This is a genomic window from Bacillus cereus group sp. MYBK95-2 (genome assembly GCF_051915225.1).
GTDB lineage: Bacteria > Bacillota > Bacilli > Bacillales > Bacillaceae_G > Bacillus_A > Bacillus_A cereus.
Genome location: NZ_JBQAEH010000006.1, coordinates 102,155 through 127,213 on the forward strand (window position 1 = coordinate 102,155; position 25,059 = coordinate 127,213).

Genomic DNA, 25,059 nt, shown 5'->3' on the forward strand with positions numbered 1-25,059 from the left:
TAACCTTTTTCTTCCTTTTTTTCAAAGTAAAATAAGTAAGCATAAGGAGGGGGAAACAATGGGATTTTGGAGTATGCATCGAAATATAAAAATTAGAATTATAACTTCGTTTTTAACACGTACTGTGTCCACGATGATTTTTCCATTTATGGCGATTTATTTTTCAATAAAGTTAGGTAGTGCGATTGCTGGTGCTTTACTACTCATTAATGTCATAGCTTCATTAGTAATTGGTTTATACGGTGGATATGTTGGGGATCGGCTTGGGCGTAAAAAGGTTATGATTATCGGTCAAAGTATACAAGTCATTTCCATTGCTTGTATGGGAGTTGCGAATTCGGATTATGTAGATTCACCGTGGTTAACATTTATCTTTATGCTAGTGAATAGTTTAGGATCTGGACTTATGAATCCTGCGACAGAGGCTATGTTAATTGATGTGAGTACACCTGAAAATCGAAAAGTAATGTATAGCATTAATTATTGGGCTATTAATTTATCCATTGCGATTGGAGCAATATTTGGTGGGTTACTATTTGAAAACTATAGATTGCAATTGTTTATCGTATTAACGCTTGTTGCAATTATTACTTTATATGTGATGGCTGTATATATGGAAGAAGTGTATGTAGTGAGAAAAACAGTAGAGAAGAAAAATGTATTAAAAGATATGGCAGATAGTTATAAAGTCGTGATGAAAGATGAAGCATTTTTAATTTTTTGTGCAGCGAGTATATGTACATTGTCTTTAGAGTTTCAAATTAATAATTATTTAGGTGTTCGCTTGCAGAAGGAATTTGAAACGGTGCACTTTTTATTCGGGAATGGTATTACGTTTGATTTAACAGGGATTCGCATGCTGAGCTGGATTTCTGCAGAGAATACAATTTTAGTTGTGTTATGTTCAGCACTTCTTATTAAAATGCTGAAAAGCTTCAACGATTTGAAAATCTTATATGTAGGTTTATTCATTTATACAATTGGATTTACAATACTTGGAACGAGCAATAGCTTATGGATTTTATTAATTGCAGGGCTTTTCCAAACGGTAGGTGAGATGATGTATGTGCCAGTGCGTCAATCTATTATGGCAGATATGGTGCCAAATGAGGCAAGAGGTTCTTATATGGCGATTAACGGAATGGTCTTTCAAGTGGCAAAAATGAACGGGGCATTAGGTGTTATGCTAGGTTCATTTATTGCATCTTGGGGCATGAGTGCTCTGTACTTTATCGTTGGTATGAGCAGTATTTTACTATTTATGAAAGCGATAGGGAAAGAGAAGTATGAGGATGAGAGAAATGTTTCTCAAATTGGATGAAACTATATAAAAAGCGAACCAGTTATACTGGGATTCGCTTTTTATATAATTTTTAGAACGGATCAACTTCAGCTAAATTTGGAGTAGTACTAGGCTGTAGCAAAAGATTTTTTAATGTGCCTACTTCAGAAAGCGTTACTAATATGTAGCCACTAATCAGTACAATTAGCCCAATAACGCGTAACGTTTGTAAGCTCACTTCATTATTATTCGTTTCCGTTGGATTTGGGGGCGTTGAAGGTGGATTGTTATTCATAAATAAGGCTCCCATCTTTTGTATTTATATATGTGCGAAATCATTATTTAACTTATGGATAGGAATTATATAGTCATTTTCACTATATGAGAATTGCCTATGAAAAGTGATAAGGAATTTTTGGGCGAGAAAAGAGGGGAATCCAAAAGATTATTAAAACTGAACTTTTGGATTCCCCTCTTTTTATTTATCTTGCTATTTGTGGTGGTCGGATTGCCTGTAAACGACCAGTTGGTGGGGGCTAATTAATCAGTGGGGATGAATAAAACCTCACTGATTAACTATTTTCATGTAAATAAAAGGAGGTTAGTTATCCTAATATACGCAACGATTCTTCAATAAACGCTGGGATGTCCTCTGGCTGTCTACTTGTTACTAGCTGATTTTGACATACGACAACCTCTTTGTCATGAAAGTTCCCGCCGGCATTTTTTAAATCGACTTCAATAGATTTATATCCAGTTACATCACGTCCTTCAAGTGTTTGTGCAGTGATGAGTAGCTGAGGTCCGTGACAAATAGCGAAAACAGGCTTTTCCGCATCCATAAATGCTTTACTAAAGCGAACAAAACGTTCATCTGCACGAAGTATATCTGGGGAGAACCCGCCTGGTATGAAGAGGGCATCAAAGTTTTCTGGAGAAACATCGTCAATACTTTTATCAATTACGACTTCACTTTTTCCTTGTTTACCGTGTACCGTTTTCCCTTTTTCCATTTCAATAGTTGTTAATTCATATCCCTTTTGTTTAAAAGCTCCTACTGGCTCTGTGTATTCTGTGTCCTCGAAATAATCCGTTATTAAAATAGCAATTTTTTTACTCATTCTAATCCGCTCCTTACATTATATTGTCGGTTCCAGAATCATCCTTGAGCAATGCCTTTTATAAAGTGAAACTTTAATTCATATTTTTTCATTCCCTCCACTTTCTTTGCCCTGTTAATTTAATAAATACCCTTTTTATTAGAACATAAACATGTATTATCGTCTTTGTATGTAAAAATCATAAAATACCGGTTGTTTAAATGGTTCTTGTTTGAGGAAGAAAAATAAAAAGGCCAAGGAGAAAGTTTATTTTCTCCTTGGCTTTTAAGATAATTCTTTTCGTTAAAATGCGGAAATTCTTTGCTTCGTTTTTGGTACAATAATAAATTTGATCCAGAGTAACCCGACAATCATAATGATAAGGTTATGTAAAAATTGACCTGTAGCAATGAGTATAACACTCGAAAATACAATGAGTTGAATACTTAGCAATATAAAGATTAAGCTAAGAAATTGCTTCATCCTTTCTTCAGTATGGATTGGATATAATGCTACAATAATATTTCCCGAAAAATATTTCCACAGTGAACGGAGCTGCATAGAGATCATATATAGAACGATATAAGAGATAGCACCTTTTACGTATATATTTGGTATAAAATATAAGGCAAAAGCACCGATCAATCCTAAGCGAATATATATCCCGAAATAATCATTCCCACGTAAAAATGCTAATGTATGTAAATAGAAGAAAGTTGCTCGTTTTTTATGTAATAAAGGTTCAATCCAATTTGTAAGCCATTTTCTTTTATTTACTTGTTTATTCAGTTGCGGAACATCTGTGAAAATGCTAGCAAATTGATAAAAACGAACGTTCATTTTTTCTTCTTGCTCGATTATGTAATCCCACGGTATTCGTTTTGTAGGCTGTTTTTTCGTATATAGAAGTAGGAAAGCAAGTAGTAAGAGTAGTCCGCCCAATATGAGAACATTTGCGGGATAAAACAGCATGTAAATGATTAGGGCGTTACAAGTAATACGGATGATTAACCATATATTTTTTTCGTGACTATCACGCCACATCCAATGTATGTACATGTTCCAGGCTTTCGTAATCATTAACACGATAAAGATTGTACATAAAAAAGGTACAGTTAATTGCAATGATTGCATAGCAAGTGGAACGAGAATAAGGAACATAAATAATAATGGGAAAAGCTGAATGATGTAATTGTATAGAAGAGATTTTTTAAAATAAGATGTTAATTTCTCTTCTAGTGCTAGTAAATAGACAGCATCAGGTTTTTGAATAAATGTACGGATAGGGCATCTCGTTATAATGAATGTAAGTACAATCGTTATAATTATTAAAGATATTCCTTTAGAAGGAGATGCTTTTAGAAACTGAGCATAATAATATGCACCAACGCATGAAATAAAGATAAAGCTATATAGTAAACCGTTAATCATACGTGCAAAGTATGTAATGATATTTTGAATATGTTGTTGGAAGCGACTGCTCCATAGCGATTCGATTGACATGTTTTTCACCTCTTTGTTCTATTATATATGTTTTACAAAAGAAAAAACGAGCAAATTGCGTTATGCAACTTGCCCGTTTTTCTTTTCGTTATTTTTTTTCTGATCACGATTCATTAATGGATAGAAAGCAAATCCGATTACGAATAAACCAATTCCGAGAAGGAACGTTTTTATATCGGATGCGCCCGTTTTAATAACCCATAGTGCGTAGCAAAGTGCGATAACTGCGACTATGCCATCTGTAATTCTTGCCCGCATTTCATTTTTATATGTTTCACCAGTTGCGACTAGTTTTAACTGGAAGATTGGTGAAACGAGATATGGAATGAGGTAGGCCAGTGTTGATACGGTAATAACGAATGTATAAGCTTCCGCAATGGTTCCTGATAATGTTGAGAATAGGAATACTTGCGACATAATGTTTGTTAATCGTAATGAGTAAATTGGACTTCCTTTTTTATTTGTTTTCGTGAAGAAGGAAGGGAAGAAACCTTCTTTTGCTGCTTGATAAGGTACTTCTGAGCTTAATAAAATCCAGCCTAAGATAGAACCGAACAGGGAAGTAAGAGCAAGTAATGCCATCAGTTTCCCGCCGCCGTGACCCATTGCAGCGTTTAGTGCATCTGCTAATGGACGTTCAGAAGCTTGTAATTTATCAACGTGAAGTACACCCATTGTTAAAATTGTAATTCCTAAGTAGATGGCAACTGTAATAAGTAATCCCGCAACTGTTGCGCGTTTTACCGTTTTTGGAGAAACAGCACGGTTTGATAAAAGAACGGCTGATTCAATTCCGATAAACGCCCAAAGTGTTGTAAGAGCAGCTAAATTCACTTGTGAAAGAAGACCGTGTGATGCCCCTGATTTATCAATCATCGGTGTGTACCATTGTCCAAATTTAGAAGCTTCGAATGCAAATAACGTAACGACGATGAATAAAAGGAATCCAGTTACTTTCGTTGTTGTTGCTAAGAAGTTTAGTTTTCCAGCTCCGCTTACACCGTTTGTTAATATAATATGAGTTCCCCAAAGTAAGATGGAACAAATCGTAAATGTAATTAGTTTTCCGACTTCTACGTTAAACGAACCGATTGAAAATAGTAGTCGCGTATCTTTCATAATTGGGAAGAAGAGTGATAAATATCCCGCAAATGATGTAATGATGGCAACGTTACTTGCCCAGTTTGCAACCCAATATCCCCATACCATACTGAAACCAGCCATTTTTTTCTTTTTTGGTGTTGAGAATAAAGCATATGCATGACTTTGTGGCCCTGTCGTTAAATCAGGACGACGAATTGCTAAATTACCGAAAACAAGAGCTAGCATTAAAACACCAAACCCTGTAGTTAACCAAGCTAAAGTGACACCGAGTGGGCTTGCTGTTTGTGCCAACGTACTTGGCACCATGAAAATACCAGCGCCAACCATGTTACCGACAACGAAAGCTGTTAGTACCCAAAAGCCCCATTTTTTTTGTTGCATAGAAAATACCTCCAAAGTTAGTATAACCAAGTCAAGCGAGGAGATATGTATGTCTTCCTGAGTCAGGAAGAGAAGTCCCAAACAAAACAAAAAAAGCACGTAATTTGCCGCTACATGCTTTCTATCTTATAAGAAACCCACGACATACCTCTCGATAGCTCTCCACAAACGAAACGTTTGTGACAGTTCTGCACTTATTAAATGCAGACCCAGCAAGCGTGCATGGTGGACACGACTTACTTCGGCAACCATTCCTTTCTCATTCCTTCATCAATGCCACTACATCTCCTGAAATGATACTCTTAATGATTGCAACCTCTACCTCACCGAGATACGAATGAGGATTTAAATATTAAATTAACGTCTTTAAGAGTAACAAATGTATTTTTATACGTCAATGGATATAGTAATAATCAGATTATAGAGAAGAGTTTGTGATTAAAAGTAAGAGGGATTGTTATGTGATATTTGAATTTTCGTAATATAATACATGTTATTAGCGCTAGATGATTGAAAAGGGGATGAAGTAAATGTCTGTATGTCATAAACATTCAGTAATAGGTGTGCTAGATTCGGGAGTTGGGGGATTAACAGTTGCAAGCGAAATTATAAGACAATTGCCTAAAGAAAGCATTTATTATATTGGTGATAATAAGCGTTGCCCGTATGGGCCAAGAAGTGTAGAGGAGGTGCAATCTTTCGTATTTGAAATGGTTGAGTTCCTCAAACAGTTTCCATTAAAAGCGCTAGTCGTAGCATGTAATACTGCTGCAGCTGCTGCATTGACTGAGCTGCAAGAAGCACTTTCCATTCCAGTTATTGGCGTTATACATCCAGGAGCAAGAGCGGCAATTAAAGTAACAAAGAAAGAGAAAATCGGAGTAATTGGAACTGTAGGTACGATAAAATCTAATATGTACGAAAAAGCATTACACGAGCTTGATACATATTTGGAAGTGCATAGTCATGCGTGTCCGAATTTAGCTACAGTTGTAGAAAATCGATTAGAAGATATAGCATATGTCACGCAGCAAGTGAAACAAGCTTTACTTCCATTAACGAAAGAAGATATAGATACGTTAATTCTTGGATGTACGCATTATCCACTTTTAGAGTCCTATATAAAAAAGGAACTAGGAGAAGATGTAACGATTATTAGTTCTGCAGAAGAAACAGCGATAGAGTTAAGTACCATTTTACAGCACAAAGGAATTTTGTCTGACAATCTGAATCCGAAGCATCGTTTTTTTACAACGGGATCTGTTTTATCATTTGAACATATTGCTGAGCGATGGCTAGGGTATCAAATTTCTGTAGAATGTGTACATTTGCCTATGAAAAATGCGTGTATGCATAATTAAGATTTAGTAAATTACGTTTTTAAATAAATTAGGTTCGTCTCATAAGAAGGAAAGAATAAGCTTTTAATTGAAATGATTAAGGTCATTTTAATTAAAGGAGAGGTTTGATTATGGAATTATCAAGATCTCAATTATTTGCTTTGGAGTATATTTCAAAATATGCAGAGAACGAAAAACGTGAGGCTAAAGCAACGATTAATCATATACTTAAAATGTCTAATATTACAGATGAAATATTTGAAGAGGCTGTCGCTAATTTAAAATCTCACGCAAGGATTGCTTTACACTTTCATCCAGACAGACTAGATTCGAGTAAGAAAAGTGTTGCTGAAGCACTATTTGAGCAAGGAGTATATAAAAGTCAGTTTGAAACATTGCTATCTAATGGAAGCGTATCTGCTTATCCTGGTGGTGAACGTGACCTTTGGGAAAAGAGAATATTTGGAGGGGCATATCAATTAGAAGGCGTAACGAATGATCAACGTCCAAAATACGGAGCGCTAAATTTAATGTTACATCCAGATGGGCCGGCTCCGCGTTTTGGTTCCTGTTATTTTCTCTTATCTCCAAAAGTTTCTTCGCGTTCTACATATACATATTTAGATTCGCATCAAGATCCGAAAGAAAAGGGGACTTACGAGGAGTTTGATATGATTTTAGCTGCTCTTTTGGAAGAGACATTCGTAAGAGATTTTGCAATTGGTGAAGGAAATTTGACTCCAACAATATTAATTAATCATTTACTGGCTAATCTGAAAAGGCCGTTTATAGATGTAGTAAGCAAAGAGCCAGCCCGTAATCTTAATCATTATATTGAAGCGCAGATTCATGGAGAGATTTCTCTAAAAGAAGACGTGGAAGCGCTTGTTGCAGATCCTTCATTTAAGGGTACGGATGTAGGAAGAGTTTTAGAAGAAATTTGCCTGAAGTATGCTATTGATTTGTATTGGCACATCGGTTTTGTACTTGCGGTAGACGAAGTTCCGATGGATTTTAGAGGTTCAAAAATGCCATCTTTAGCAAGACGCATTGCACGGAATCATTGTATCGATGCAAATATAATTGGCTCTGCTGTAGTGGATTTGAAACGCAATCCATTATCTTGGAGTGATCGTGGAACTTATGAAGAAGTGCTTCAGGAATTAAAATTATTATGGCATGTTTTAGTTCGATTTGGAAAACCAAATCGGAAGTAGAATGAAATACTCCATTTTTGGAAGTATTTATATAGAAAAGAAGCTGATCTAAAACTAGATCAGCTTCTACATATAAGATTAAACTAAGTTTAATACAGTTACTTTTTCACGTGTCATAGACTCAAGGCTCTTACGAATACCTTGTGCGCCCATACCTGAACCTTTTACACCGATGAATGGGAAGTGGTCAGGGCCGCGCTCTGTGCGTCCGTTAATTTGAACAGAACCAGTTTCGATTTTGTTAGCAATTGCAAATGCTTTGTTAATGTCTTTAGTGAAGACACTTGCTTGCAGACCGAACTCTGATTTGTTAGCAATTTCAATTGCTTGTTCATCTGAAGAAATACGGATGATTGGAAGGATTGGGCCGAATGGCTCTTCCCAAGCAACTTTCATCTCTTCTGTTACGTGATCGATTAATGTTGGGTAAATTAAGTTACGCTCACGTTTGTTACCGATAACGATTGTAGCACCTTTTTCTACAGCGTCGTCAACTAAACTTTGAACGAAGTCAGCAGACTTGTCGTCGATTAATGGAACGATTGTGCTATCTTGTTCTGGAGATCCAACTGATAGTTCAGCTACTTGCGCTTTTAATAAGCTAACAAGCTCGTCCGCTACGTTTTCGTGTACAAGTACACGTTTAATAGCTGTACAACGTTGACCAGAGTAAGAGAATGCACCGCTTACGATATGGTTTGCAGCATCTTGTAAGTCAGCATCTTCACGAACGATACCAGGATCTTTACCACCAAGTTCTAATACAAGTGGAATCATTGAAGCTTTTTTCGCTAAATGTTTACCTGTGTTTGTACCACCTGTGAACGATACCATATTGATGCCTTCGTGTTCTACTAAGTAGTCACCAATTACAGAACCGCGTCCTGTAGCTACGTTTACAAGACCTTTTGGAAGGCCAGCTTTATGAAGTGCTTCAACCATTTTAATACCACTAATTGCACCTTGAGTTGCTGGTTTGAAAATAACAGCGTTACCCATAATTAATGCTGGTGCAAGTTTTGCAGCAGATAAGTTTACTGGGTAGTTAAATGGTGCGATTGCTAATACAACACCAAGTGGTGCGCGTTGGATAATCGCAAGCTTAGATTTTGTACCGCCCGGGAAGCTATCGCCCATCATGCTTTCTCCGTGCATATGTAAAGCTTCTTCGATCGTGTAACGAATGAAGTCAGCTGTACGAACAACTTCTTTCTTCGCATCTTTATATCCTTTACCGACTTCTTTCATAATGATATCGGCAATTTCATCCTGCATATTTACGAGCTCATCAGCCCATTTATATAAGTATTTTGCGCGATCTTGTAGGGAAGCTTCAGCCCATGATTTTTGAGCTTCTTTTGCAGATGCAATTGCTTCATCTACTTCTCCGCGAGTAATTGCTTGTACTTGTCCAATTACTTCGTGTAAGTATGGAGATGGAATTTCGATTGTTTCTCCTGAAGAGCTTTCTCTCCATTCTCCGTTTAAATAAAATTTGTACGTATTGCTAGTTGTCATGATTAGTCCTCCTAAAATAGCAACTTGTAAGAGTGAGTATAAGGTGATTGTAGGGGGTTTGATAACATTTTTCAAATGAAATGTTTGTGAAAACGATTTCTTATTCTTTTTTTATTTTGTATGCCCTTTCTTACAGAACATTCCCTTATTTCAAAATGGTGTATCATATATTTTTATTTAAAGTGTGAAAAAATAATTGACAGAATACTCAATAAAGTTGTAAGATTATAAATGGAAAATAAATGAAAGGGGTGTGCGTAATGATTGTAATCGTAAATGTAATGGGCTTAGCTCTGTTAAATGGCAGAAAACATTCATATCATTACGCAACCCGTACGGATATATAGGGCATCTTTGTCTTATAAGAAGCGTACGTTGCGTATATCGTAACGTACGCTTTTTATGCATTCCTGTGCATATCGTCAAGCGGCGGTATGCTTTTTTTTGTTTATTTTCCCTTGTTTAGTTCCGATAAAAAACTTTGGAAGGTGGAAAAATGTGATGAGATTGTATGGGTTACGAAATGTAAATGTGATAGGTCTGGATAGTGGATAAAGAAATGAGAGGTAAACAAGAACGAGAAGGGAGAGGTTACATTGTTATCAGTATTACTAAAGCTAAAATGGTTTTTTAGGGAGCACTGGAAGAGATATAGTATTGCCATTGGAGCTCTTTTAATTGTGAATATAGTTGAAGTGATTCCCCCGAAAGTGTTAGGGGTTACGATAGATAACATAAAAACAGGAACGTTATCGAACGAAGCTATTATACAGTCTATTCTTATTTTAATAGGGGTTACAATCGTTGGATATGGCCTTACTTTCGTATGGCAACATCAATTGTTTGGCGGTGCATTCGTACTTGAGAAAACGATGCGCTCTAAATTTATGGGGCATTTACTTAAGATGACGCCGACTTTTTATCAAAAAAATCGTACTGGTGATTTAATGGCGAGAGCGACAAATGATTTGAAAGCAATCGCTATGACAGCTGGTTTTGGTATATTAACGCTTGTGGATTCTAGTTTATATATGCTTACGATTGTCTTTATGATGGGGTTTACAATTAGTTGGGAGCTTACATTTGCAGCGCTTATTCCGCTTCCAATTATGGCGTATGCGATGAATATATATGGAAAGAAATTGCATGAAAGATTTACAGTTGCACAAGATGCGTTTGGTGATATGAACGATAAAGTGCTTGAATCAATCGCTGGTGTGCGCGTTATTCGTGCATACGTACAAGAGAATGCAGACGAGGAAAGATTTCATCATTTAGGAGATGACGTCTACGAAAAAAATATGAAGGTAGCAAAGATTGATGCATTATTCCAACCAACTGTGAAAATGCTTGTCGGTCTTAGTTATTTAATCGGCTTAGTGTACGGTGCATACCTTGTGTTCCAGTCAAAGGTGACGCTTGGTGAACTCGTTTCTTTTAACGTGTATTTAGGGATGATGATTTGGCCGATGTTTGCAATTGGGGAATTAATTAATGTTATGCAAAGAGGAAATGCTTCGCTTGACCGTGTGAATGAAACGTTAGCGTATGAGCCAGATGTAAAGAATCCGAAACATCCAAAGCTTGTGCAAGAGCCGGATTATATTCAGTTTGATGATGTGTCTTTCTCATATCCTTCATCAACTGAAGAAAATTTAAAAAAGGTTTCTTTCACATTAAAGCAAGGAGAAACGCTAGGGGTTGTCGGAAAAACAGGAAGCGGGAAAACGACGCTTGTACGTCAGCTTCTTCGCCAATATCCGCTTGGAGATGGAGATATTGCAGTTTCTGATGTGACTTTAGATAAAATGACGAATGAAAATGTACTCGGCTGGATTGGTTATGTACCGCAGGAGCATATTTTGTTCTCAAAAACAGCGCGAGAAAATATTTTATTCGGAAATAGGGAAGCGACTGAAGAAGAACTAGAGAAAGCAATTGAAATTGCTGCGTTTAAAAAGGATTTAGAGTTTTTACCAGAAGGGTTAGAAACGCTCGTTGGAGAGAAAGGTGTTTCTTTATCAGGAGGGCAAAAACAAAGGATCTCGATTGCACGAGCTGTTATTCAAAATCCAGAAATTTTAATTTTGGATGATTCTTTATCAGCTGTAGATGCTCGTACGGAAGCAGCGATCATTGAAAATATAAGAACGGAAAGAAGCGGAAAGACGACGATTATTACGACGCATCGTTTATCTGCAGTGCAACATGCGGATTGGATTCTCGTTATGGATGAAGGCGCAGTTATAGAAGAAGGTACGCATGATCAGCTTATCCAAAAGGGGGGCTGGTATGCTGAGCAGTTTGAAAGACAACAAGGTGAAAGTGAAAGTGCGGATAGTGGGGTGAAAATATGAGCGTTTCAAAACGGTTGTTTCAATACGCGATGAAAGTGAAGGGGACGATTTTTGCTGCGATGTTAATGTTATTTATTTTCGTCATCGCAGAGCTTGCTGGTCCTTTCGTCGCTAAAACGATGATTGACGATCATATCGTCGGGATAGAGAAACCTTGGTATGAAACAGAACAGAGTGAAGATGCTGTTTCGTATAATGGGGCTTTTTATAAGCGAAGTGATCGCTTTGAACAAGGCGAGAAAAAAGGAAAAGAAGTACGCGTAATGCAAGTCGGTTTTCAATATTATTTTGTACCGAATAAAGTAAATGCGGAAGGGTCACGGACTGTAAAAGGGGATATGATTACCGTTCAAAATGGTAAGGCGGTGCAAGTGTATAAAGCGAAAGCATTAACGAAAGAAGAAGTGTTTGCATTTTATAAACCAGAAATAAACCGTCTATTATTACTTGGTGGTGGCTATTTCGCTTTATTAGTAGTCGTGTCATTATTTGCATACGGAAAGCAGTTCTTCTTGCAGAAGGCAGCGAACAAAATTATTCAAATTATGAGGGAAGATGTTTTTTCTCATATTCAAACGTTGCCAATTCGGTACTTTGATCATTTACCGGCGGGGAAAATTGTTTCGCGTGTGACGAATGATACAGAGGCCATTCGTGATTTATATGTAACGGTGCTGGCAACATTCGTTTCTAGTATCATCTATATTATTGGGATATTCGCTGCGTTATTTTTATTAGATGTGAAGCTCGCTTCATTATGTTTATTAATTATCCCAATTTTAATTGTTTGGGCGATTCTTTATAGAAAATATGCGTCTGTATACAATCATAAAATGCGCTCTCGCTTATCTGATATTAACGGAACAGTGAATGAATCCATTCAAGGGATGCCAATTATTCAAGCGTTCCGTCAAGAGCGTGAAACGAAAAAAGAATTTGAAGAATTAAATGGCGATTATTTTAAGTATCAAAATAAAATTTTAAATTTAAATGCAGCAACTTCGCATAACTTAGTAGCCGTATTAAGAAATATCGCTTTCACAGGAGTAATTTGGTATTTCGGCGGTGCGTCATTAAGTGCTACAGGTATTATTTCACTTGGGGTACTGTATGCGTTCGTCGATTATTTAACACGATTATTCTCGCCAATTACGAATATGGTGAACCAGCTTGCAAACTTAGAGCAAGCGCGCGTTGCATCAGAACGTGTCTTTGAATTGTTAGAGGAAAAAGGGGAACCGGTAGAAGAAGAACGTATGCCTCGTTTAAAAGGAAATGTAAAATTTGATAATGTATCATTTTCTTATAATGGAAAAGATGAAGTGTTAAAAAATATTTCTTTTGAAGCGAAACAAGGCGAGACAGTGGCACTTGTCGGTCATACTGGATCAGGAAAAAGTTCTATCATGAATGTACTCTTTCAATTTTATGAGTTTGAAAAAGGAAAGCTTACGATTGATGGTCACGATGTAAAAGAGATGCCGAAACAAGCAACCCGTGAACATATGGGAATCGTACTGCAAGACCCGTTTCTTTTTAGCGGGACGGTCGCTTCCAATGTAAGCTTAGAAAATGAAAAAATTTCAAAAGAGCGTATCATAAAAGCATTGCATGATGTTGGTGCTGAAAGATTTGCGAATAATATAAATGAAGAAATTACAGAAAAGGGAAGTACGCTTTCCACTGGAGAACGTCAGCTTATTTCATTTGCTAGGGCGCTTGCTTTTGATCCAGCTATCTTAATTTTAGATGAAGCAACGTCTAGTATTGATACAGAAACAGAGGCGATGATTCAACAAGCACTAGAAGTTGTAAAAAAAGGAAGAACGACATTTATTATCGCTCACCGCCTTTCAACGATTAAAAGCGCAGATCAAATTATTGTGCTCGATAGAGGAACCATTTTAGAAAAAGGCTCTCATGATGAACTCATGAAAAAGCGGGGGCGTTATTACGATATGTATAAAACGCAAATGGAAGGCAATCAGAGTGCTTAATATGCATGGAGGAGAACTTGTGATTTTCACAAGTTCTTTTTTATTGATGAACATGTCGACTCTTTAGCGAATTACGACAGTTAAATAAGAAGTATTGTTTTACCTTTTTCTCCATAAATGCTATATTAAAAAATGTTACTTATTTTTTGTATGTAGCGTTATTTTTCCCTTTTGTTTGATTATGAAGAAAAAGGATAAACTAAATAAGAACATTTTCATTGAAAAATTGTTCAAGATTGCATACAATCAATATAGTTTTTAAATTCCTATCAGAATACTTGGAGGATTACTATCATGAAGAAATTATTTTCAGTGCTTGCAGTAACTACATTAGCGATCGGGATTGTAGCCGGCTGCGGTAAAGAAGAGAAAAAAGATACAGCTAGTCAAGACGCGTTACAAAAGATTAAACAAAGCGGTGAACTTGTAATTGGTACAGAAGGTACATATCCACCATTTACGTTCCACGATTCAAGCAATAAATTAACTGGATTCGATGTTGAATTAGCAGAAGAAGTTGCAAAACGTTTAGGTGTAAAACCTGTATTTAAAGAAACACAATGGGATAGCTTACTTGCTGGCCTAGATGCAAAACGTTTCGATATGGTTGCAAACGAAGTTGGTATTCGTGAAGATCGTCAAAAGAAATACGATTTCTCTAAACCATACATTTCATCTTCAGCGGCATTAGTTATCGCAAAAGATAAAGATAAGCCTGCTACATTTGCTGATGTAAAAGGGTTAAAAGGAGCACAATCTTTAACGAGTAACTATGCAGATATTGCTAAGAAAAACGGTGCAGAAATCGAAGGTGTAGAAGGATTTAGCCAAGCGGCAGAATTATTAGCTTCAGGACGCGTTGATTTTACAATTAATGATAAGTTATCAGTATTAAATTATTTAGAAACGAAAAAAGATGCAAAAATTAAAATTGTAGATACAGAAAAAGAAGCTTCACAAAGTGGATTCTTATTCCGTAAAGGTAGCGATAAGCTTGTACAAGAAGTAGATAAAGCGTTAGAAGATATGAAAAAAGACGGTACGTATGACAAAATAACGAAAAAATGGTTCGGTGAAAATGTATCTAAGTAGTGCATTAGTTTCAGATCGATTGTCTACTTGGATAGATATTATGCAGACTTCCTTCATGCCTATGCTGAAGGAAGCTGTTTTTACAACAATTCCATTAACGCTTATTACATTTATTATCGGTCTTATACTTGCGACGTTAACAGCGCTCGCACGTATTTCAGGTAGTCGTATTTTACAATGGATTGCTCGTATCTATGTATCTATCATTCGCGGAACGCCACTTCTTGTACAGTTATTTATTATTTTCTATGGTCTTCCAACTCTTAATATTGAAGTTGAGCCATATACAGCAGCAGTTGTTGGATTTTCATTAAATGTCGGTGCATATGCATCTGAAATTATTCGTGCTTCTATCCTTTCCATTCCGAAAGGGCAGTGGGAAGCAGCTTATACAATTGGGATGACATATCCACAAGCATTAAAACGTGTTATTTTACCACAAGCAACGCGCGTATCAATCCCGCCGCTTTCAAATACATTTATTAGCTTAGTGAAGGATACTTCATTAGCATCGTTAATTTTAGTGACAGAAATGTTCCGAAAAGCGCAGGAAATTGCGGCGATGAACTACGAGTTTTTAATTGTTTATTTTGAAGCAGGTCTTATTTACTGGGTTATTTGTTTCTTATTATCAATCGTACAACAGATGTTAGAAAAGCGTTCAGAACGCTATACATTAAAATAATCCTTTTACAAAAGGAGTTTTTGTTTTTATGATTTCAATTCAGCACTTACAAAAAAGTTTCGGAGATAATACCGTACTAAAGCATATAGATTTAACAGTTGAGAAGGGCGAGGTTGTTGTTATTATTGGGCCGTCTGGATCTGGTAAAACGACATTCTTACGTTGTCTCAATGTATTAGAAACGCCAAACGCTGGTAATATTCGTATCGGTAATAAAGAGCTTAACTTCTCTCAAAAAGTAACGAAGAAAGATATTGTTAATCTTCGTACGCAAACAGGTATGGTATTCCAGCACCATAATTTATTCCCGCATTTAACAGCACTTCAAAATGTAATGGAAGGGCTCGTTACAGTGAAAAAGATGGGGAAAGAAGAAGCGAAGAAAAAAGCAAACTATTTCCTTGAAAAAGTTGGTTTAGCAGATAAAGTGGATTTATATCCGTTCCAATTATCAGGCGGACAACAACAGCGCGTTGGAATTGCGCGCGCACTTGCGATGGAGCCGGAAGTGTTACTATTTGATGAGCCGACGTCAGCGCTTGATCCTGAACTCGTTCAAGAAGTTCTGAAAGTAATGAAAGAACTTGCTAAAGAGGGCATGACGATGGTTATTGTAACGCACGAAATGCGTTTTGCACATCAAATTGCGAACCGTGTTATTTTCATGGATGGTGGTGTCGTTGTCGAACAAGGTACACCAGAAGAAGTATTTACAAATCCAAAAGAAGAACGCACGAAGAAGTTTTTACAAATGTTGCAATAAATTAAGGAAGGTCTCAAGGCATATGCCTTGAGACCTTTTTGCCATATATATTTATTTGTGGAATCCGCCAAGGCTTTGCTCAGCCATTGCAACTAGACGTTTTGTGATTTCTCCACCAACTGAACCGTTAGCGCGAGCCGTAGAATCTGCTCCTAATTGTACACCAAATTCTTGAGCGATTTCGTACTTCATTTGATCGATTGCAGCTGTTGCACCTGGTACTACTAATTGATTTGAAGAATTTTGGTTTGCCATAGGAATATATCCTCCTTAGAGTTATAAAAGTTTTTTTGGTTGGACTAGCTGGAGTTGAACCAGATTATCGCCCCGGTTGGCGCTAATCCATCGGTAATTAAGTTTGTACTCATAGTATGGATGTTACCTAGAAAGATATACAAAATAATAATTTGTAAATTTTGTCAAAAAAACGTATTGATTTCGTAAATTATGAAATAAGAGTAATCGTTGTATTTTTAAGAAAACAGGCCAAACTAAGGGGGATATTAAATATAATTTTTTCATTGTAGCCTGCTACTTGTAGGCTAATTATTAGCTTCTTATTTATGATTTATTGAAATAAAAATGAAATCGGTAGCAACTTCATAGTTCTATTTTTAAGTAGGGATGGAGTGGGCGCTCCTATGTCTGGATAGGTTGCTCTCTTCACTCTAAAAAAGAGAGGCTTATAAACGATAACGTATGGAGGAATCATGATGGGGATCTGCCCGCTTTGCAACGCATTAGAATCACAAACATATTCTTGTCAAAATTGCCAAAGTATACTCCAAGATTATGGGAAGTCTGTAGATTACATAGACGATTATAGTGCCTATATGGATCAAGAGTTATTAAGTGCAGTAGATGGTTTAACGCATAATAATTCAAATGAATATTGCAATCATATTTTTTATTGCAGAGTATGTAACGTGGAAACTGAGGTTGTAGTAAAACTTGTGTAAATAGAAAACTTCCACCTTATTATCTAGGTGGAAGTTTTTGTTTTTGTATTTGTGAGTGAATCATAGGAGAAGGGATATGTTCGGTGTTTGATGAAGCCCCTGATTTTATTTGAGACATTTTTTCTTTTGTATCACGTAAAGAATGTTCAGTTAAGTAGACGGCATATTCGTAAAATAACTGGCGCGTCAGTTCACTTTGCTCTTTTAATTTTTTATCTTGGAATACAGTTCGCCCAGGTTTAGAGTTGGCTTCAAAGAGCCACGGATTTTCCTTTGTGTCTAAACCGATATCAAAACCGATTTCTCCAATATTTCCAGTTACTTGTTTATCGAGCGCGTAACTTATTTGTAAGGCAGTATGTTTTAATTTATTTTCAATTTGAACTTGTTTCGTTGAATCTGGAAAAAGCTCTTGTAATAATTTTGTATCACCGCCACTATTTACGTGCGTTGTTAAACTGCCTTTGCCGGCGATTTTGGCGACGATTGCACTAACTATCCAATTACCGAAATGGTTTTTATTTGTATGAATGCGGAAATCAACAGGTTGCCCATCGAAGCGAAGTAACGAAATACCTTGCTGTACGATAAACTTTTTTAAATCATGTCCTTTTAATACGTGGTTTAGAAGCGTTTCTAATGATTGATACTTTCTCAGTTTATTTTCTTCATTTTCGCGATAACGACAGTAGTAGCAATTCTCTGTTTGAGAATAAAATATTTGATGAATATTTCTACCAAAGCTCCCGTGTATTGGTTTCATGTACACTGATTTATACGTGCCAAGAAACCGTTCTACTTGTTCAAAATGCTGAAATGCTTCTGTATTTGGTAATAAGGGTTTAATTGATTCGTCTTTCGTAAGAAGTTGATGAACTTCCCATTTATTGAAAAAACCTGGGTTAAACCATGGAATGCAGTAGTCTTGTTCTAATTTTCTTTTTGCCCTGACGATTGGTTTATAATTTTCCGCTTGCCGATTCGGTAAGCGATCGTAAATGACATTTGGTAAAGGGACTTTTTTCTTTATCCATTGTTTCTCTTGAAAGAAATATCCTTCAATCGTTTCTTCTTCCCAGTGTATATGTTGAACGCCAAAGACGAATACGAACGGTCGTAATGAGAATGGTGGTGTTAACAACTCACTCAGAGCAATTGAACGATTTCCTAAAGGGTTAGAAGAATCATCATTAAAGCCAGTTGTAAAAATGCCGATTAATGGTCCGAAAATAATTGTTTGGTTTTGTGTAAATGCATGAATAGTAGTTGATTGAGGCAGTAAAAGTTTTTCGGCAATATGCTTTCCGATAATAATTTCGCGAGTAAAGGAATAATGAATTTTCACCTCTTCACTTGCAATATGACGTATGCCGAAGGAGAGAGATGTAATAGGCGGTGTAATAGAAAAAACGTAAGGTAAAGTAATGCTATTTGGATGGTCATCTGAAATATTTAATGTATATATATGCTCTTTCAAAATAGGTTTACCTCCTTTCATTATGGTGTAAAGCGACTGAATTTAAGTGGTCCGTGAAATATCTTTTCAGCTAATGAATCACTATGACGAATGTATTGTTCGTAAGGAGGAATCGTGTTGACATACATAAGCCAAATTGCGCCTTTTTGATCCATAATTGTGGAAAGTTCTAGTTCGAATAATGAAGAATAAGACTGATCTAGTGTTTGGAATACTTCATTTATAATGTCGTGTAAAGCGTCTTGCAATAGTTGCACACCTGTACTAGATAGTACGTATTTAATTTTTGAAAATGAATGCAATGAATCATAGTCTGTTGCTGAGGGTAAAAGTTGATTAGGAACTGAACTTTTTTGTATAAATTGACCGATAATATTCCAAGTTTGTTCTTTGTTTTTTTGCAAAATAGTTCGAATGTGGAGTGGGTATGTTAATTGATTTGGTGGTTGTAGCATGGTATGCAATATGTAGCGTGATGAACGTATGTTAGATTTACACCAAGATATAAATTCATCTGTCCGCTTGATTGAAAGAGAAGTATGGTATTTTTCATTTACTGTATCGATATGAAACGTTTTATTTTTGTAAGCGACTCGATATAAGTTATCTTTAGAATGTATATTAGTGGGGCGTATAATAATATCTTTAGATTTTAACAACAATTTGAAAATGTTTTGTATCGTTGCCACTTCAAATTTGGGTATATAAGGAGACAGTTTTTTATTAGTAAGAAATAAATCATGTAGTTCACTTAAGTTAATAAGTGTGTTATTTAAAAAGGTAGTGGAAGGACGGTTGTGCAAAGAGTGAATAATTGATTTTGCTTTTTCAAAGTCTGTTTCCTCGTGAAAAGAATAACGATCATATATATAAGAAGGAATAGGGAATGTTTGCTCTTTCCATTTTCCTGTATCTGTATCGTAAATAAGACCAGAAACAAGGTCTGTTTTAGAATCAATACAAAATGGCGTAAACTGGGCAACGACATTATGATAAAGCCGAGCGCGTTTAGCGATTTCGGTGTAATACGTTTGCTCATAATGAAGTTTAGAAGTTAAAAGGCCGAGAACCAACGAAATCACTCCTTTACTACTATTTGCATAATAGGCGAAGCTATATATTGCAAATACGTTTTTATACCATTATACTTTTGTCCGTATGATGATATGCTATAGTTTTGGAGAAGTGAAAGGTTGATTGTAATGAATATATGGTTAAATATGTTAACGACGACAGGACTCGGAGCAATTATTGGGAGATACACGAATCATTTAGCGATAAAAATGTTATTTCGTCCTCATCGTCCTATTTATATCGGAAAGTTTCAAGTTCCATTTACACCAGGGTTAATTCCGAAGCGTCGTGATGAACTTGCTGTTCAATTAGGAAAAATGGTTGTAGAACATTTGTTAACACCAGAAGGAATTGGAAAAAAGCTAACAAATGAAGAGTTTCAAAAAGGTTTAATTCACTGGGCGCAAGTGGAAGTGGATAAAGTAATTACGAATGAACAATCACTGCGACATATGTTAGAAAAATGGAATGTAGCGCATGTAGAAGAAGAAGCGACTCGAAAAATCGAACATGTTATTACAGAAAAAATTCATGCATTTTTAGCAGAGTATTATACATATACATGGGAACAGGCTTTACCTCATTCTGTACATGAAAAGATAGAGAATGCGATTCCGAATGCCTCTGCGTTTATTTTAGAGCGAGGAATTAGCTTTTTTGAAAGTGAAGAAGGGAAAGCGCGTCTTTCAAAAATGATTGATGATTTCTTTGCTTCTCGTGGAACGCTACTTAACTTAGTTGGGATGTTTTTAGGAAATGTAAGTGTTGTGGATCGTGTGCAGCCAGAAGTTATTAAGTTTTTAGGGCAAGATGCTACAAAGCAGCTTTTAACTGACGTACTACAAAAAGAGTGGGAAAAGTTAAAAGGAAGAGATGTAAAAGAATTAGAAGCATTTGTAGAGAAAGAAATGATTGTAAGCTCCGTGCTGTCAGCAGTTAGAGTAGAGGAAACAGTGAGTAAGTTTTTAAATCAATCTGTTCAGCAAGTATGTGAACCAGTTCGAGAAACAATTATTGAAAAAGTGGTTCCAAGTGCAGTAGCGAAAGGCTTAAAGTGGGGAACAGAAAATGTAGAGAGTATACTAAATAATCTACACCTTGCGGAAATTGTCCAGCAAGAAGTGTCTACATTCTCAACAGAAAGATTAGAAGACTTAGTTCTGTCTATTACGAAAAACGAATTGAAAATGATTACGTATTTAGGAGCGTTATTAGGCGGAATGATCGGGCTCGTACAAGGATTGTTACTATTGTTTCTTAGATAATAAGGTGAGTACATAGAAATAAAAGTGAAATTTCTTCACATCTCTTGCATAGTTTGATATGGTAAGAAGAGGTGCGTATGTAAATGCACGTAAAAGGCAGTGCGAGTGAAAAGCGCTAGCCTTCTAAAGGAGGAAAAATAAAATGACAAAGAACATTCATGATGTTGCATATGAATTACAAAAAGCAATCGCTGAAAACGAAGACTTCAAAACTTTAAAAGAGAGCTACGCAGCAGTTCAAGCTGACACAGCTTCAAAGAACTTATTCGATGAGTTCCGTACAATGCAACTTAGCCTACAACAGAAAATGATGCAAGGCCAAGAAATCACTGAAGAAGACAACCAACAAGCACAAGAAGTTGTAGCTCGCATTCAACAAGATGCTAAAATTACAAAATTAATGGAAACTGAGCAACGCCTAAACGTTGTAATCGGTGACGTTAACAAAATTATCATGAAGCCACTTGAAGAATTATATAGCGCGCAACAACAAGCGTAATAGTGGAAGACGCCCCTAGTTTAGGAGTGTCTTTTTTGTTTAGGGAATTTAATAGTTATACCACAAAAACTCCCTTTCAAAATAGCCATTTCTTATTGGTTATTTTGAAAGGGATATGTAACATATCTGTTAATTTTTTTTATTGCTGTTAATTGAAGTTTTAATATTTTTTTCGTTCAAAAACGTTTCAATCTCTTTTTGTTTCCTCCCATTTATTTTCTCAAGGCGTTTTGTAAAAGAAAAATTGGCTTTGAATAAGTTACCATCTTGGGTGAGTTTGTCTAATTCTTGATCTAGCTCTACGAAAATATCCGTAGATGATGACATAAATGCATAGATTTCTTTTGAAGGTTTTTTATAATCAGTAGGTAAATTATTATTACTAATAAACTCATGGAAATTCATATCGTTTTGTTTCGCTAAATCAATTAGTTTTTGTAATTTTTCTCGGTCAGATTCCGTGAAATTCTTATCAGAATTTGTTGAAGCGAGAGGGATAATATTTTCAGATAACTCCCAACTATAATCTATATAATTTTTTATATTTTGTTTCATTTCGTCTTCACTAATAGTTTCGTTTTTCTTTGAGGAACTAAATATATTTTCTGGAACTTTAATAGCAACATCTTTAATAGATTGTACATCGTTTTCTTCCTTAGGTTGTACACTGTTTGAACAAGCTGATAGAAATAAAAGAGTAAGTAGCATGAGTGAATATAAAGTATATTTCTTCATTTTAATCTCCTTTTACATTCATTAGTGTCTTTGTAAAATAGCAATATTCCATTTCAAATACTTTACTAAAAGTGCATATAGATGTTTTACCATTTGATAGGATATGACGGATATGAGTAAACCGACGCAAAAAGCTATAAATACATTATAAACATCGGAATAACTGATTTGATGAAACCCTTTAAAGAATCCTAATCCTATTAATAAGATAGGTGAAATAATTAATAATGGTGTAGCAATGATAAGTGCTAGAAGAAGCGGTAATAGAAAGAGTAATACGAAAAAGGCGATAATGATAAATATAAAGTTTAAAAGACTTAAGCTCATAACAGAAAACAGTGCTGTCATAATGTTTTTTAGGCTGCGCCTATTGTCAGCGTTGCTTATTGCATATGAAACGTTAAGTTCTTTAGCGATAGTTTTAGGGTTTCCTAGTTTTTTAGAAATTTTCTCTTCAGATATTCCATCTTGTTTACCACTAATAAAATGAGTTTCGTACTCCGAGATAATATCCTCCTTTTCTAAATTAGGCATATTCCGTAGGGAAGAACTAAGTTGCTCTAAAAATTCACTTTTGTTCATAACAATCACTTTCCTTTATAAAATGATAAATTACAGCTGAGAATCCTATCTTTTTTCTAAACAGCACACACAATCTATATTTACTTTTTGAAAGGCGATATACTAATCGTAAATAACATTCCAAATAATGGTTATTCCATTATTTACAAATATATCACTTGCTATTATTCTTTGCAAGGTACTATAAATTTGTTAATAATGTGAATAGGTGGAAGTATTTTTGTACATTTTTAGAAGAGATATAAAAATGTTATTTTAAGATAAACAAAAGGTTGTAAGCGCATTCTTTAAATCTTGTCAAAATAATATCGAATTCATATTGTTGGAAAAATAATGCATTTGTAATATAATGATAAATGATACTTCACCACATTAATTAACTAGGTGAAGTTAAAATCTTTATTACACAAATTATGAAACAAAGGAATGATTAGTTTGAGTACAGGTGTAAAAGTAAACGACGTGAAGACAAAAACAAAAGGAGCAGATCTTGTTGTTGATTGTTTAATTAAACAAGGTGTTACACATGTTTTCGGTATTCCAGGAGCAAAGATTGACTCTGTATTTGATGTATTGCAAGAAAGAGGACCAGAGTTAATCGTTTGTCGTCATGAACAAAATGCAGCATTTATGGCAGCTGCTATTGGTAGATTAACAGGGAAACCGGGCGTATGTCTTGTAACTTCAGGACCAGGGACATCAAATTTAGCGACAGGTCTTGTTACTGCGAATGCGGAGAGTGATCCCGTTGTTGCTTTAGCTGGTGCAGTACCGCGTACGGATCGATTAAAACGTACGCATCAATCTATGGATAATGCTGCACTATTCGAACCAATCACAAAATATAGCGTAGAAGTAGAGCATCCTGATAATGTGCCAGAAGCACTTAGTAATGCATTTCGAAGTGCGACTTCCACAAATCCGGGAGCTACTTTAGTAAGTCTTCCGCAAGACGTTATGACTGCGGAAACAACTGTAGAGTCTATCGGTGCGCTTTCTAAGCCACAGCTTGGAATCGCTCCCACAAATGATATTACATATGTAGTAGAAAAAATAAAATCAGCGAAATTACCAGTTATTTTACTCGGTATGAGAGCGAGCACAAATGAAGTGACGAAAGCTGTTCGTAAATTAATTGCGGATACAGAACTTCCTGTCGTTGAAACATATCAAGCAGCTGGTGCGATTTCACGTGAGTTAGAAGATCATTTCTTTGGCCGCGTTGGATTATTCCGTAACCAACCAGGTGATATTTTACTAGAAGAAGCAGACCTTGTTATTTCTATCGGTTATGATCCAATCGAGTATGATCCAAAGTTCTGGAATAAACTTGGCGACAGAACGATTATTCATCTTGACGACCATCAAGCAGATATCGACCATGATTACCAGCCAGAGCGTGAATTAATTGGTGATATTGCTTTAACGGTAAATAGCATCGCGGAGAAATTACCGAAACTTGTATTAAGTACGAAATCAGAAGCGGTATTAGAACGATTACGCGCAAAATTATCAGAACAAGCAGAAGTTCCAAATCGTCCTGCAGAAGGTGTTACGCATCCACTTCAAGTGATTCGTACACTTCGTTCTTTAATTAGTGACGATACAACTGTTACATGTGACATCGGTTCCCATTCTATTTGGATGGCGAGATGTTTCCGTTCTTATGAACCACGTAGATTATTATTTAGTAACGGCATGCAAACGTTAGGTGTTGCACTTCCTTGGGCAATCGCAGCTACTTTAGTAGAACCAGGTAAAAAAGTAGTTTCCGTATCAGGTGACGGTGGTTTCTTATTCTCAGCGATGGAGTTAGAAACGGCGGTACGTTTAAATTCTCCAATCGTCCATCTTGTTTGGAGAGACGGCACATATGATATGGTTGCATTCCAACAAATGATGAAATACGGCAGAACATCAGCTACAGAGTTTGGCGATGTTGATCTTGTGAAATATGCGGAAAGTTTCGGGGCGTTAGGTCTTCGTGTTAACACGCCTGATGAATTAGAAGGTGTGTTAAAATCCGCGCTAGCAGCAGATGGTCCTGTCATTATTGATATTCCAATTGACTATCGTGACAACATTAAATTAAGCGAAAAATTATTACCAAACCAATTAAACTAATGGAG

The 25,059-nt window shown here is 36.0% G+C and carries 23 protein-coding genes and 1 riboswitch; of the genes, 13 read left to right on the forward strand and 10 right to left on the reverse strand.

All coding sequences use genetic code 11. From position 1 onward, the window contains the following. The first annotated feature begins 58 nt into the window (after nucleotides 1-58). Nucleotides 59-1,321, forward strand: a complete 1,263-nt coding sequence (locus ACTFN4_RS19965; protein ID WP_439962695.1) for an MDR family MFS transporter — start codon at nucleotides 59-61, stop codon at nucleotides 1,319-1,321. A 52-nt stretch (nucleotides 1,322-1,373) separates the two neighbouring features. On the opposite strand, the gene ACTFN4_RS19970 is transcribed toward ACTFN4_RS19965, so the two are convergent. Next, a complete protein-coding gene (locus tag ACTFN4_RS19970; RefSeq protein WP_001063866.1) occupies nucleotides 1,374-1,577 on the reverse strand; it encodes a hypothetical protein in 204 nt (67 codons plus the stop codon). Between the two features lie 99 nt (nucleotides 1,578-1,676). Between ACTFN4_RS19970 and ACTFN4_RS19975 the strand changes: the two genes are divergently transcribed. Further along, a complete protein-coding gene (locus ACTFN4_RS19975) occupies nucleotides 1,677-1,826 on the forward strand; it encodes a hypothetical protein (protein WP_166669621.1) in 150 nt (49 codons plus the stop codon). A 61-nt stretch (nucleotides 1,827-1,887) separates the two neighbouring features. Here the strand turns inward: ACTFN4_RS19975 and ACTFN4_RS19980 are convergent, their stop codons facing one another. The 3 genes from ACTFN4_RS19980 to ACTFN4_RS19990 all read right to left on the reverse strand — a co-directional run bounded on the left by ACTFN4_RS19980 (nucleotide 1,888) and on the right by ACTFN4_RS19990 (nucleotide 5,370). After that, nucleotides 1,888-2,403 (reverse strand): type 1 glutamine amidotransferase domain-containing protein, encoded by a 516-nt coding sequence (locus tag ACTFN4_RS19980; protein ID WP_226368515.1) that lies wholly within the window; start codon nucleotides 2,401-2,403, stop codon nucleotides 1,888-1,890. Nucleotides 2,404-2,685: 282 nt separating this feature from the next. After that, complete coding sequence (locus ACTFN4_RS19985) at nucleotides 2,686-3,885, reverse strand: ABC transporter permease (protein WP_439962696.1); 1,200 nt, start codon at nucleotides 3,883-3,885, stop codon at nucleotides 2,686-2,688. Nucleotides 3,886-3,945: 60 nt separating this feature from the next. Next, nucleotides 3,946-5,370, reverse strand: coding sequence for an amino acid permease (locus ACTFN4_RS19990; protein ID WP_001186301.1), 1,425 nt, complete (start codon nucleotides 5,368-5,370; stop codon nucleotides 3,946-3,948). Between the two features lie 147 nt (nucleotides 5,371-5,517). Beyond that, nucleotides 5,518-5,699, reverse strand: a riboswitch (Lysine riboswitch). A gap of 201 nt (nucleotides 5,700-5,900) precedes the next feature. Between ACTFN4_RS19990 and racE the strand changes: the two genes are divergently transcribed. After that, nucleotides 5,901-6,731 (forward strand): glutamate racemase, encoded by an 831-nt coding sequence (gene racE / locus ACTFN4_RS19995; protein ID WP_000109672.1) that lies wholly within the window; start codon nucleotides 5,901-5,903, stop codon nucleotides 6,729-6,731. 110 nt (nucleotides 6,732-6,841) lie between these two features. Beyond that, complete coding sequence (locus tag ACTFN4_RS20000) at nucleotides 6,842-7,927, forward strand: DUF3626 domain-containing protein (protein ID WP_000423683.1); 1,086 nt, start codon at nucleotides 6,842-6,844, stop codon at nucleotides 7,925-7,927. Nucleotides 7,928-8,005: 78 nt separating this feature from the next. Here the strand turns inward: ACTFN4_RS20000 and gapN are convergent, their stop codons facing one another. Then, nucleotides 8,006-9,445, reverse strand: coding sequence for an NADP-dependent glyceraldehyde-3-phosphate dehydrogenase (gene gapN, locus ACTFN4_RS20005; RefSeq protein ID WP_059304110.1), 1,440 nt, complete (start codon nucleotides 9,443-9,445; stop codon nucleotides 8,006-8,008). A gap of 596 nt (nucleotides 9,446-10,041) precedes the next feature. Here gapN and ACTFN4_RS20010 point away from each other — a divergent pair. The 5 genes from ACTFN4_RS20010 to ACTFN4_RS20030 all read left to right on the forward strand — a co-directional run bounded on the left by ACTFN4_RS20010 (nucleotide 10,042) and on the right by ACTFN4_RS20030 (nucleotide 16,339). Next, the gene (locus ACTFN4_RS20010) at nucleotides 10,042-11,802 is read left to right on the forward strand and encodes an ABC transporter ATP-binding protein (RefSeq protein WP_000953783.1); all 1,761 of its coding nucleotides are present in this window, start codon (nucleotides 10,042-10,044) and stop codon (nucleotides 11,800-11,802) included. Further along, entirely contained in the window at nucleotides 11,799-13,799 is a 2,001-nt protein-coding gene (locus tag ACTFN4_RS20015; protein WP_000116641.1) for an ABC transporter ATP-binding protein, read from the forward strand. The genes ACTFN4_RS20010 and ACTFN4_RS20015 overlap by 4 nt, the downstream gene beginning before the upstream one ends. A gap of 294 nt (nucleotides 13,800-14,093) precedes the next feature. Continuing rightward, nucleotides 14,094-14,891: an amino acid ABC transporter substrate-binding protein gene (locus tag ACTFN4_RS20020; RefSeq protein ID WP_000732840.1), complete on the forward strand. Its 798-nt coding sequence runs from the start codon at nucleotides 14,094-14,096 to the stop codon at nucleotides 14,889-14,891. Then, the gene (locus tag ACTFN4_RS20025; RefSeq protein ID WP_000281501.1) at nucleotides 14,878-15,576 is read left to right on the forward strand and encodes an amino acid ABC transporter permease; all 699 of its coding nucleotides are present in this window, start codon (nucleotides 14,878-14,880) and stop codon (nucleotides 15,574-15,576) included. Before ACTFN4_RS20020 ends, ACTFN4_RS20025 begins: the two co-directional genes overlap by 14 nt. Nucleotides 15,577-15,604: 28 nt before the next feature. Beyond that, nucleotides 15,605-16,339 carry an amino acid ABC transporter ATP-binding protein gene (locus tag ACTFN4_RS20030; protein WP_000623610.1) on the forward strand — a complete coding sequence of 245 codons (735 nt, stop codon included), beginning with the start codon at nucleotides 15,605-15,607 and terminating at the stop codon, nucleotides 16,337-16,339. Nucleotides 16,340-16,390: 51 nt separating this feature from the next. Here the strand turns inward: ACTFN4_RS20030 and sasP are convergent, their stop codons facing one another. After that, complete coding sequence (gene sasP / locus ACTFN4_RS20035; protein WP_000013338.1) at nucleotides 16,391-16,594, reverse strand: small acid-soluble spore protein, SasP family; 204 nt, start codon at nucleotides 16,592-16,594, stop codon at nucleotides 16,391-16,393. 458 nt (nucleotides 16,595-17,052) lie between these two features. Here sasP and ACTFN4_RS20040 point away from each other — a divergent pair, with 458 nt between their 5' ends. Further along, entirely contained in the window at nucleotides 17,053-17,298 is a 246-nt protein-coding gene (locus tag ACTFN4_RS20040; RefSeq protein ID WP_000510476.1) for a hypothetical protein, read from the forward strand. 19 nt (nucleotides 17,299-17,317) lie between these two features. Here ACTFN4_RS20040 and ACTFN4_RS20045 read toward each other — a convergent pair whose 3' ends face one another. Continuing rightward, entirely contained in the window at nucleotides 17,318-18,775 is a 1,458-nt protein-coding gene (locus ACTFN4_RS20045; RefSeq protein WP_439962697.1) for a YheC/YheD family endospore coat-associated protein, read from the reverse strand. 20 nt (nucleotides 18,776-18,795) lie between these two features. Beyond that, nucleotides 18,796-19,848, reverse strand: coding sequence for a YheC/YheD family endospore coat-associated protein (locus ACTFN4_RS20050; protein WP_439962698.1), 1,053 nt, complete (start codon nucleotides 19,846-19,848; stop codon nucleotides 18,796-18,798). 129 nt (nucleotides 19,849-19,977) lie between these two features. Between ACTFN4_RS20050 and ACTFN4_RS20055 the strand changes: the two genes are divergently transcribed. Together ACTFN4_RS20055 and ACTFN4_RS20060 are read left to right on the forward strand one after the other, a co-directional pair. Further along, nucleotides 19,978-21,114 carry a DUF445 domain-containing protein gene (locus tag ACTFN4_RS20055; RefSeq protein WP_439962699.1) on the forward strand — a complete coding sequence of 379 codons (1,137 nt, stop codon included), beginning with the start codon at nucleotides 19,978-19,980 and terminating at the stop codon, nucleotides 21,112-21,114. 142 nt (nucleotides 21,115-21,256) lie between these two features. Further along, complete coding sequence (locus ACTFN4_RS20060) at nucleotides 21,257-21,613, forward strand: YlbF/YmcA family competence regulator (protein ID WP_000164614.1); 357 nt, start codon at nucleotides 21,257-21,259, stop codon at nucleotides 21,611-21,613. 129 nt (nucleotides 21,614-21,742) lie between these two features. Here the strand turns inward: ACTFN4_RS20060 and ACTFN4_RS20065 are convergent, their stop codons facing one another. Together ACTFN4_RS20065 and ACTFN4_RS20070 are read right to left on the reverse strand one after the other, a co-directional pair. Further along, nucleotides 21,743-22,348: an NDxxF motif lipoprotein gene (locus tag ACTFN4_RS20065; protein ID WP_074554193.1), complete on the reverse strand. Its 606-nt coding sequence runs from the start codon at nucleotides 22,346-22,348 to the stop codon at nucleotides 21,743-21,745. A gap of 21 nt (nucleotides 22,349-22,369) precedes the next feature. Then, nucleotides 22,370-22,930 carry an HAAS signaling domain-containing protein gene (locus ACTFN4_RS20070; protein ID WP_074554191.1) on the reverse strand — a complete coding sequence of 187 codons (561 nt, stop codon included), beginning with the start codon at nucleotides 22,928-22,930 and terminating at the stop codon, nucleotides 22,370-22,372. Between the two features lie 435 nt (nucleotides 22,931-23,365). Here ACTFN4_RS20070 and alsS point away from each other — a divergent pair, with 435 nt between their 5' ends. Beyond that, nucleotides 23,366-25,054: an acetolactate synthase AlsS gene (gene alsS / locus ACTFN4_RS20075; RefSeq protein WP_074554189.1), complete on the forward strand. Its 1,689-nt coding sequence runs from the start codon at nucleotides 23,366-23,368 to the stop codon at nucleotides 25,052-25,054. The last annotated feature ends 5 nt before the right edge of the window (nucleotides 25,055-25,059 follow it).

Coding starts and splice junctions, on each gene's coding strand:
- ACTFN4_RS19965 (WP_439962695.1), top strand. CDS start 59: ATGGGATTTTGGAGTATGCATCGAAATATAAAAATTAGAATTATAACT.
- ACTFN4_RS19970 (WP_001063866.1), bottom strand. CDS start 1,577: ATGAATAACAATCCACCTTCAACGCCCCCAAATCCAACGGAAACGAAT.
- ACTFN4_RS19975 (WP_166669621.1), top strand. CDS start 1,677: ATGAAAAGTGATAAGGAATTTTTGGGCGAGAAAAGAGGGGAATCCAAA.
- ACTFN4_RS19980 (WP_226368515.1), bottom strand. CDS start 2,403: ATGAGTAAAAAAATTGCTATTTTAATAACGGATTATTTCGAGGACACA.
- ACTFN4_RS19985 (WP_439962696.1), bottom strand. CDS start 3,885: ATGTCAATCGAATCGCTATGGAGCAGTCGCTTCCAACAACATATTCAA.
- ACTFN4_RS19990 (WP_001186301.1), bottom strand. CDS start 5,370: ATGCAACAAAAAAAATGGGGCTTTTGGGTACTAACAGCTTTCGTTGTC.
- racE (WP_000109672.1), top strand. CDS start 5,901: ATGTCTGTATGTCATAAACATTCAGTAATAGGTGTGCTAGATTCGGGA.
- ACTFN4_RS20000 (WP_000423683.1), top strand. CDS start 6,842: ATGGAATTATCAAGATCTCAATTATTTGCTTTGGAGTATATTTCAAAA.
- gapN (WP_059304110.1), bottom strand. CDS start 9,445: ATGACAACTAGCAATACGTACAAATTTTATTTAAACGGAGAATGGAGA.
- ACTFN4_RS20015 (WP_000116641.1), top strand. CDS start 11,799: ATGAGCGTTTCAAAACGGTTGTTTCAATACGCGATGAAAGTGAAGGGG.
- ACTFN4_RS20020 (WP_000732840.1), top strand. CDS start 14,094: ATGAAGAAATTATTTTCAGTGCTTGCAGTAACTACATTAGCGATCGGG.
- ACTFN4_RS20025 (WP_000281501.1), top strand. CDS start 14,878: ATGTATCTAAGTAGTGCATTAGTTTCAGATCGATTGTCTACTTGGATA.
- ACTFN4_RS20030 (WP_000623610.1), top strand. CDS start 15,605: ATGATTTCAATTCAGCACTTACAAAAAAGTTTCGGAGATAATACCGTA.
- sasP (WP_000013338.1), bottom strand. CDS start 16,594: ATGGCAAACCAAAATTCTTCAAATCAATTAGTAGTACCAGGTGCAACA.
- ACTFN4_RS20040 (WP_000510476.1), top strand. CDS start 17,053: ATGGGGATCTGCCCGCTTTGCAACGCATTAGAATCACAAACATATTCT.
- ACTFN4_RS20055 (WP_439962699.1), top strand. CDS start 19,978: ATGAATATATGGTTAAATATGTTAACGACGACAGGACTCGGAGCAATT.
- ACTFN4_RS20060 (WP_000164614.1), top strand. CDS start 21,257: ATGACAAAGAACATTCATGATGTTGCATATGAATTACAAAAAGCAATC.
- ACTFN4_RS20065 (WP_074554193.1), bottom strand. CDS start 22,348: ATGAAGAAATATACTTTATATTCACTCATGCTACTTACTCTTTTATTT.
- ACTFN4_RS20070 (WP_074554191.1), bottom strand. CDS start 22,930: ATGAACAAAAGTGAATTTTTAGAGCAACTTAGTTCTTCCCTACGGAAT.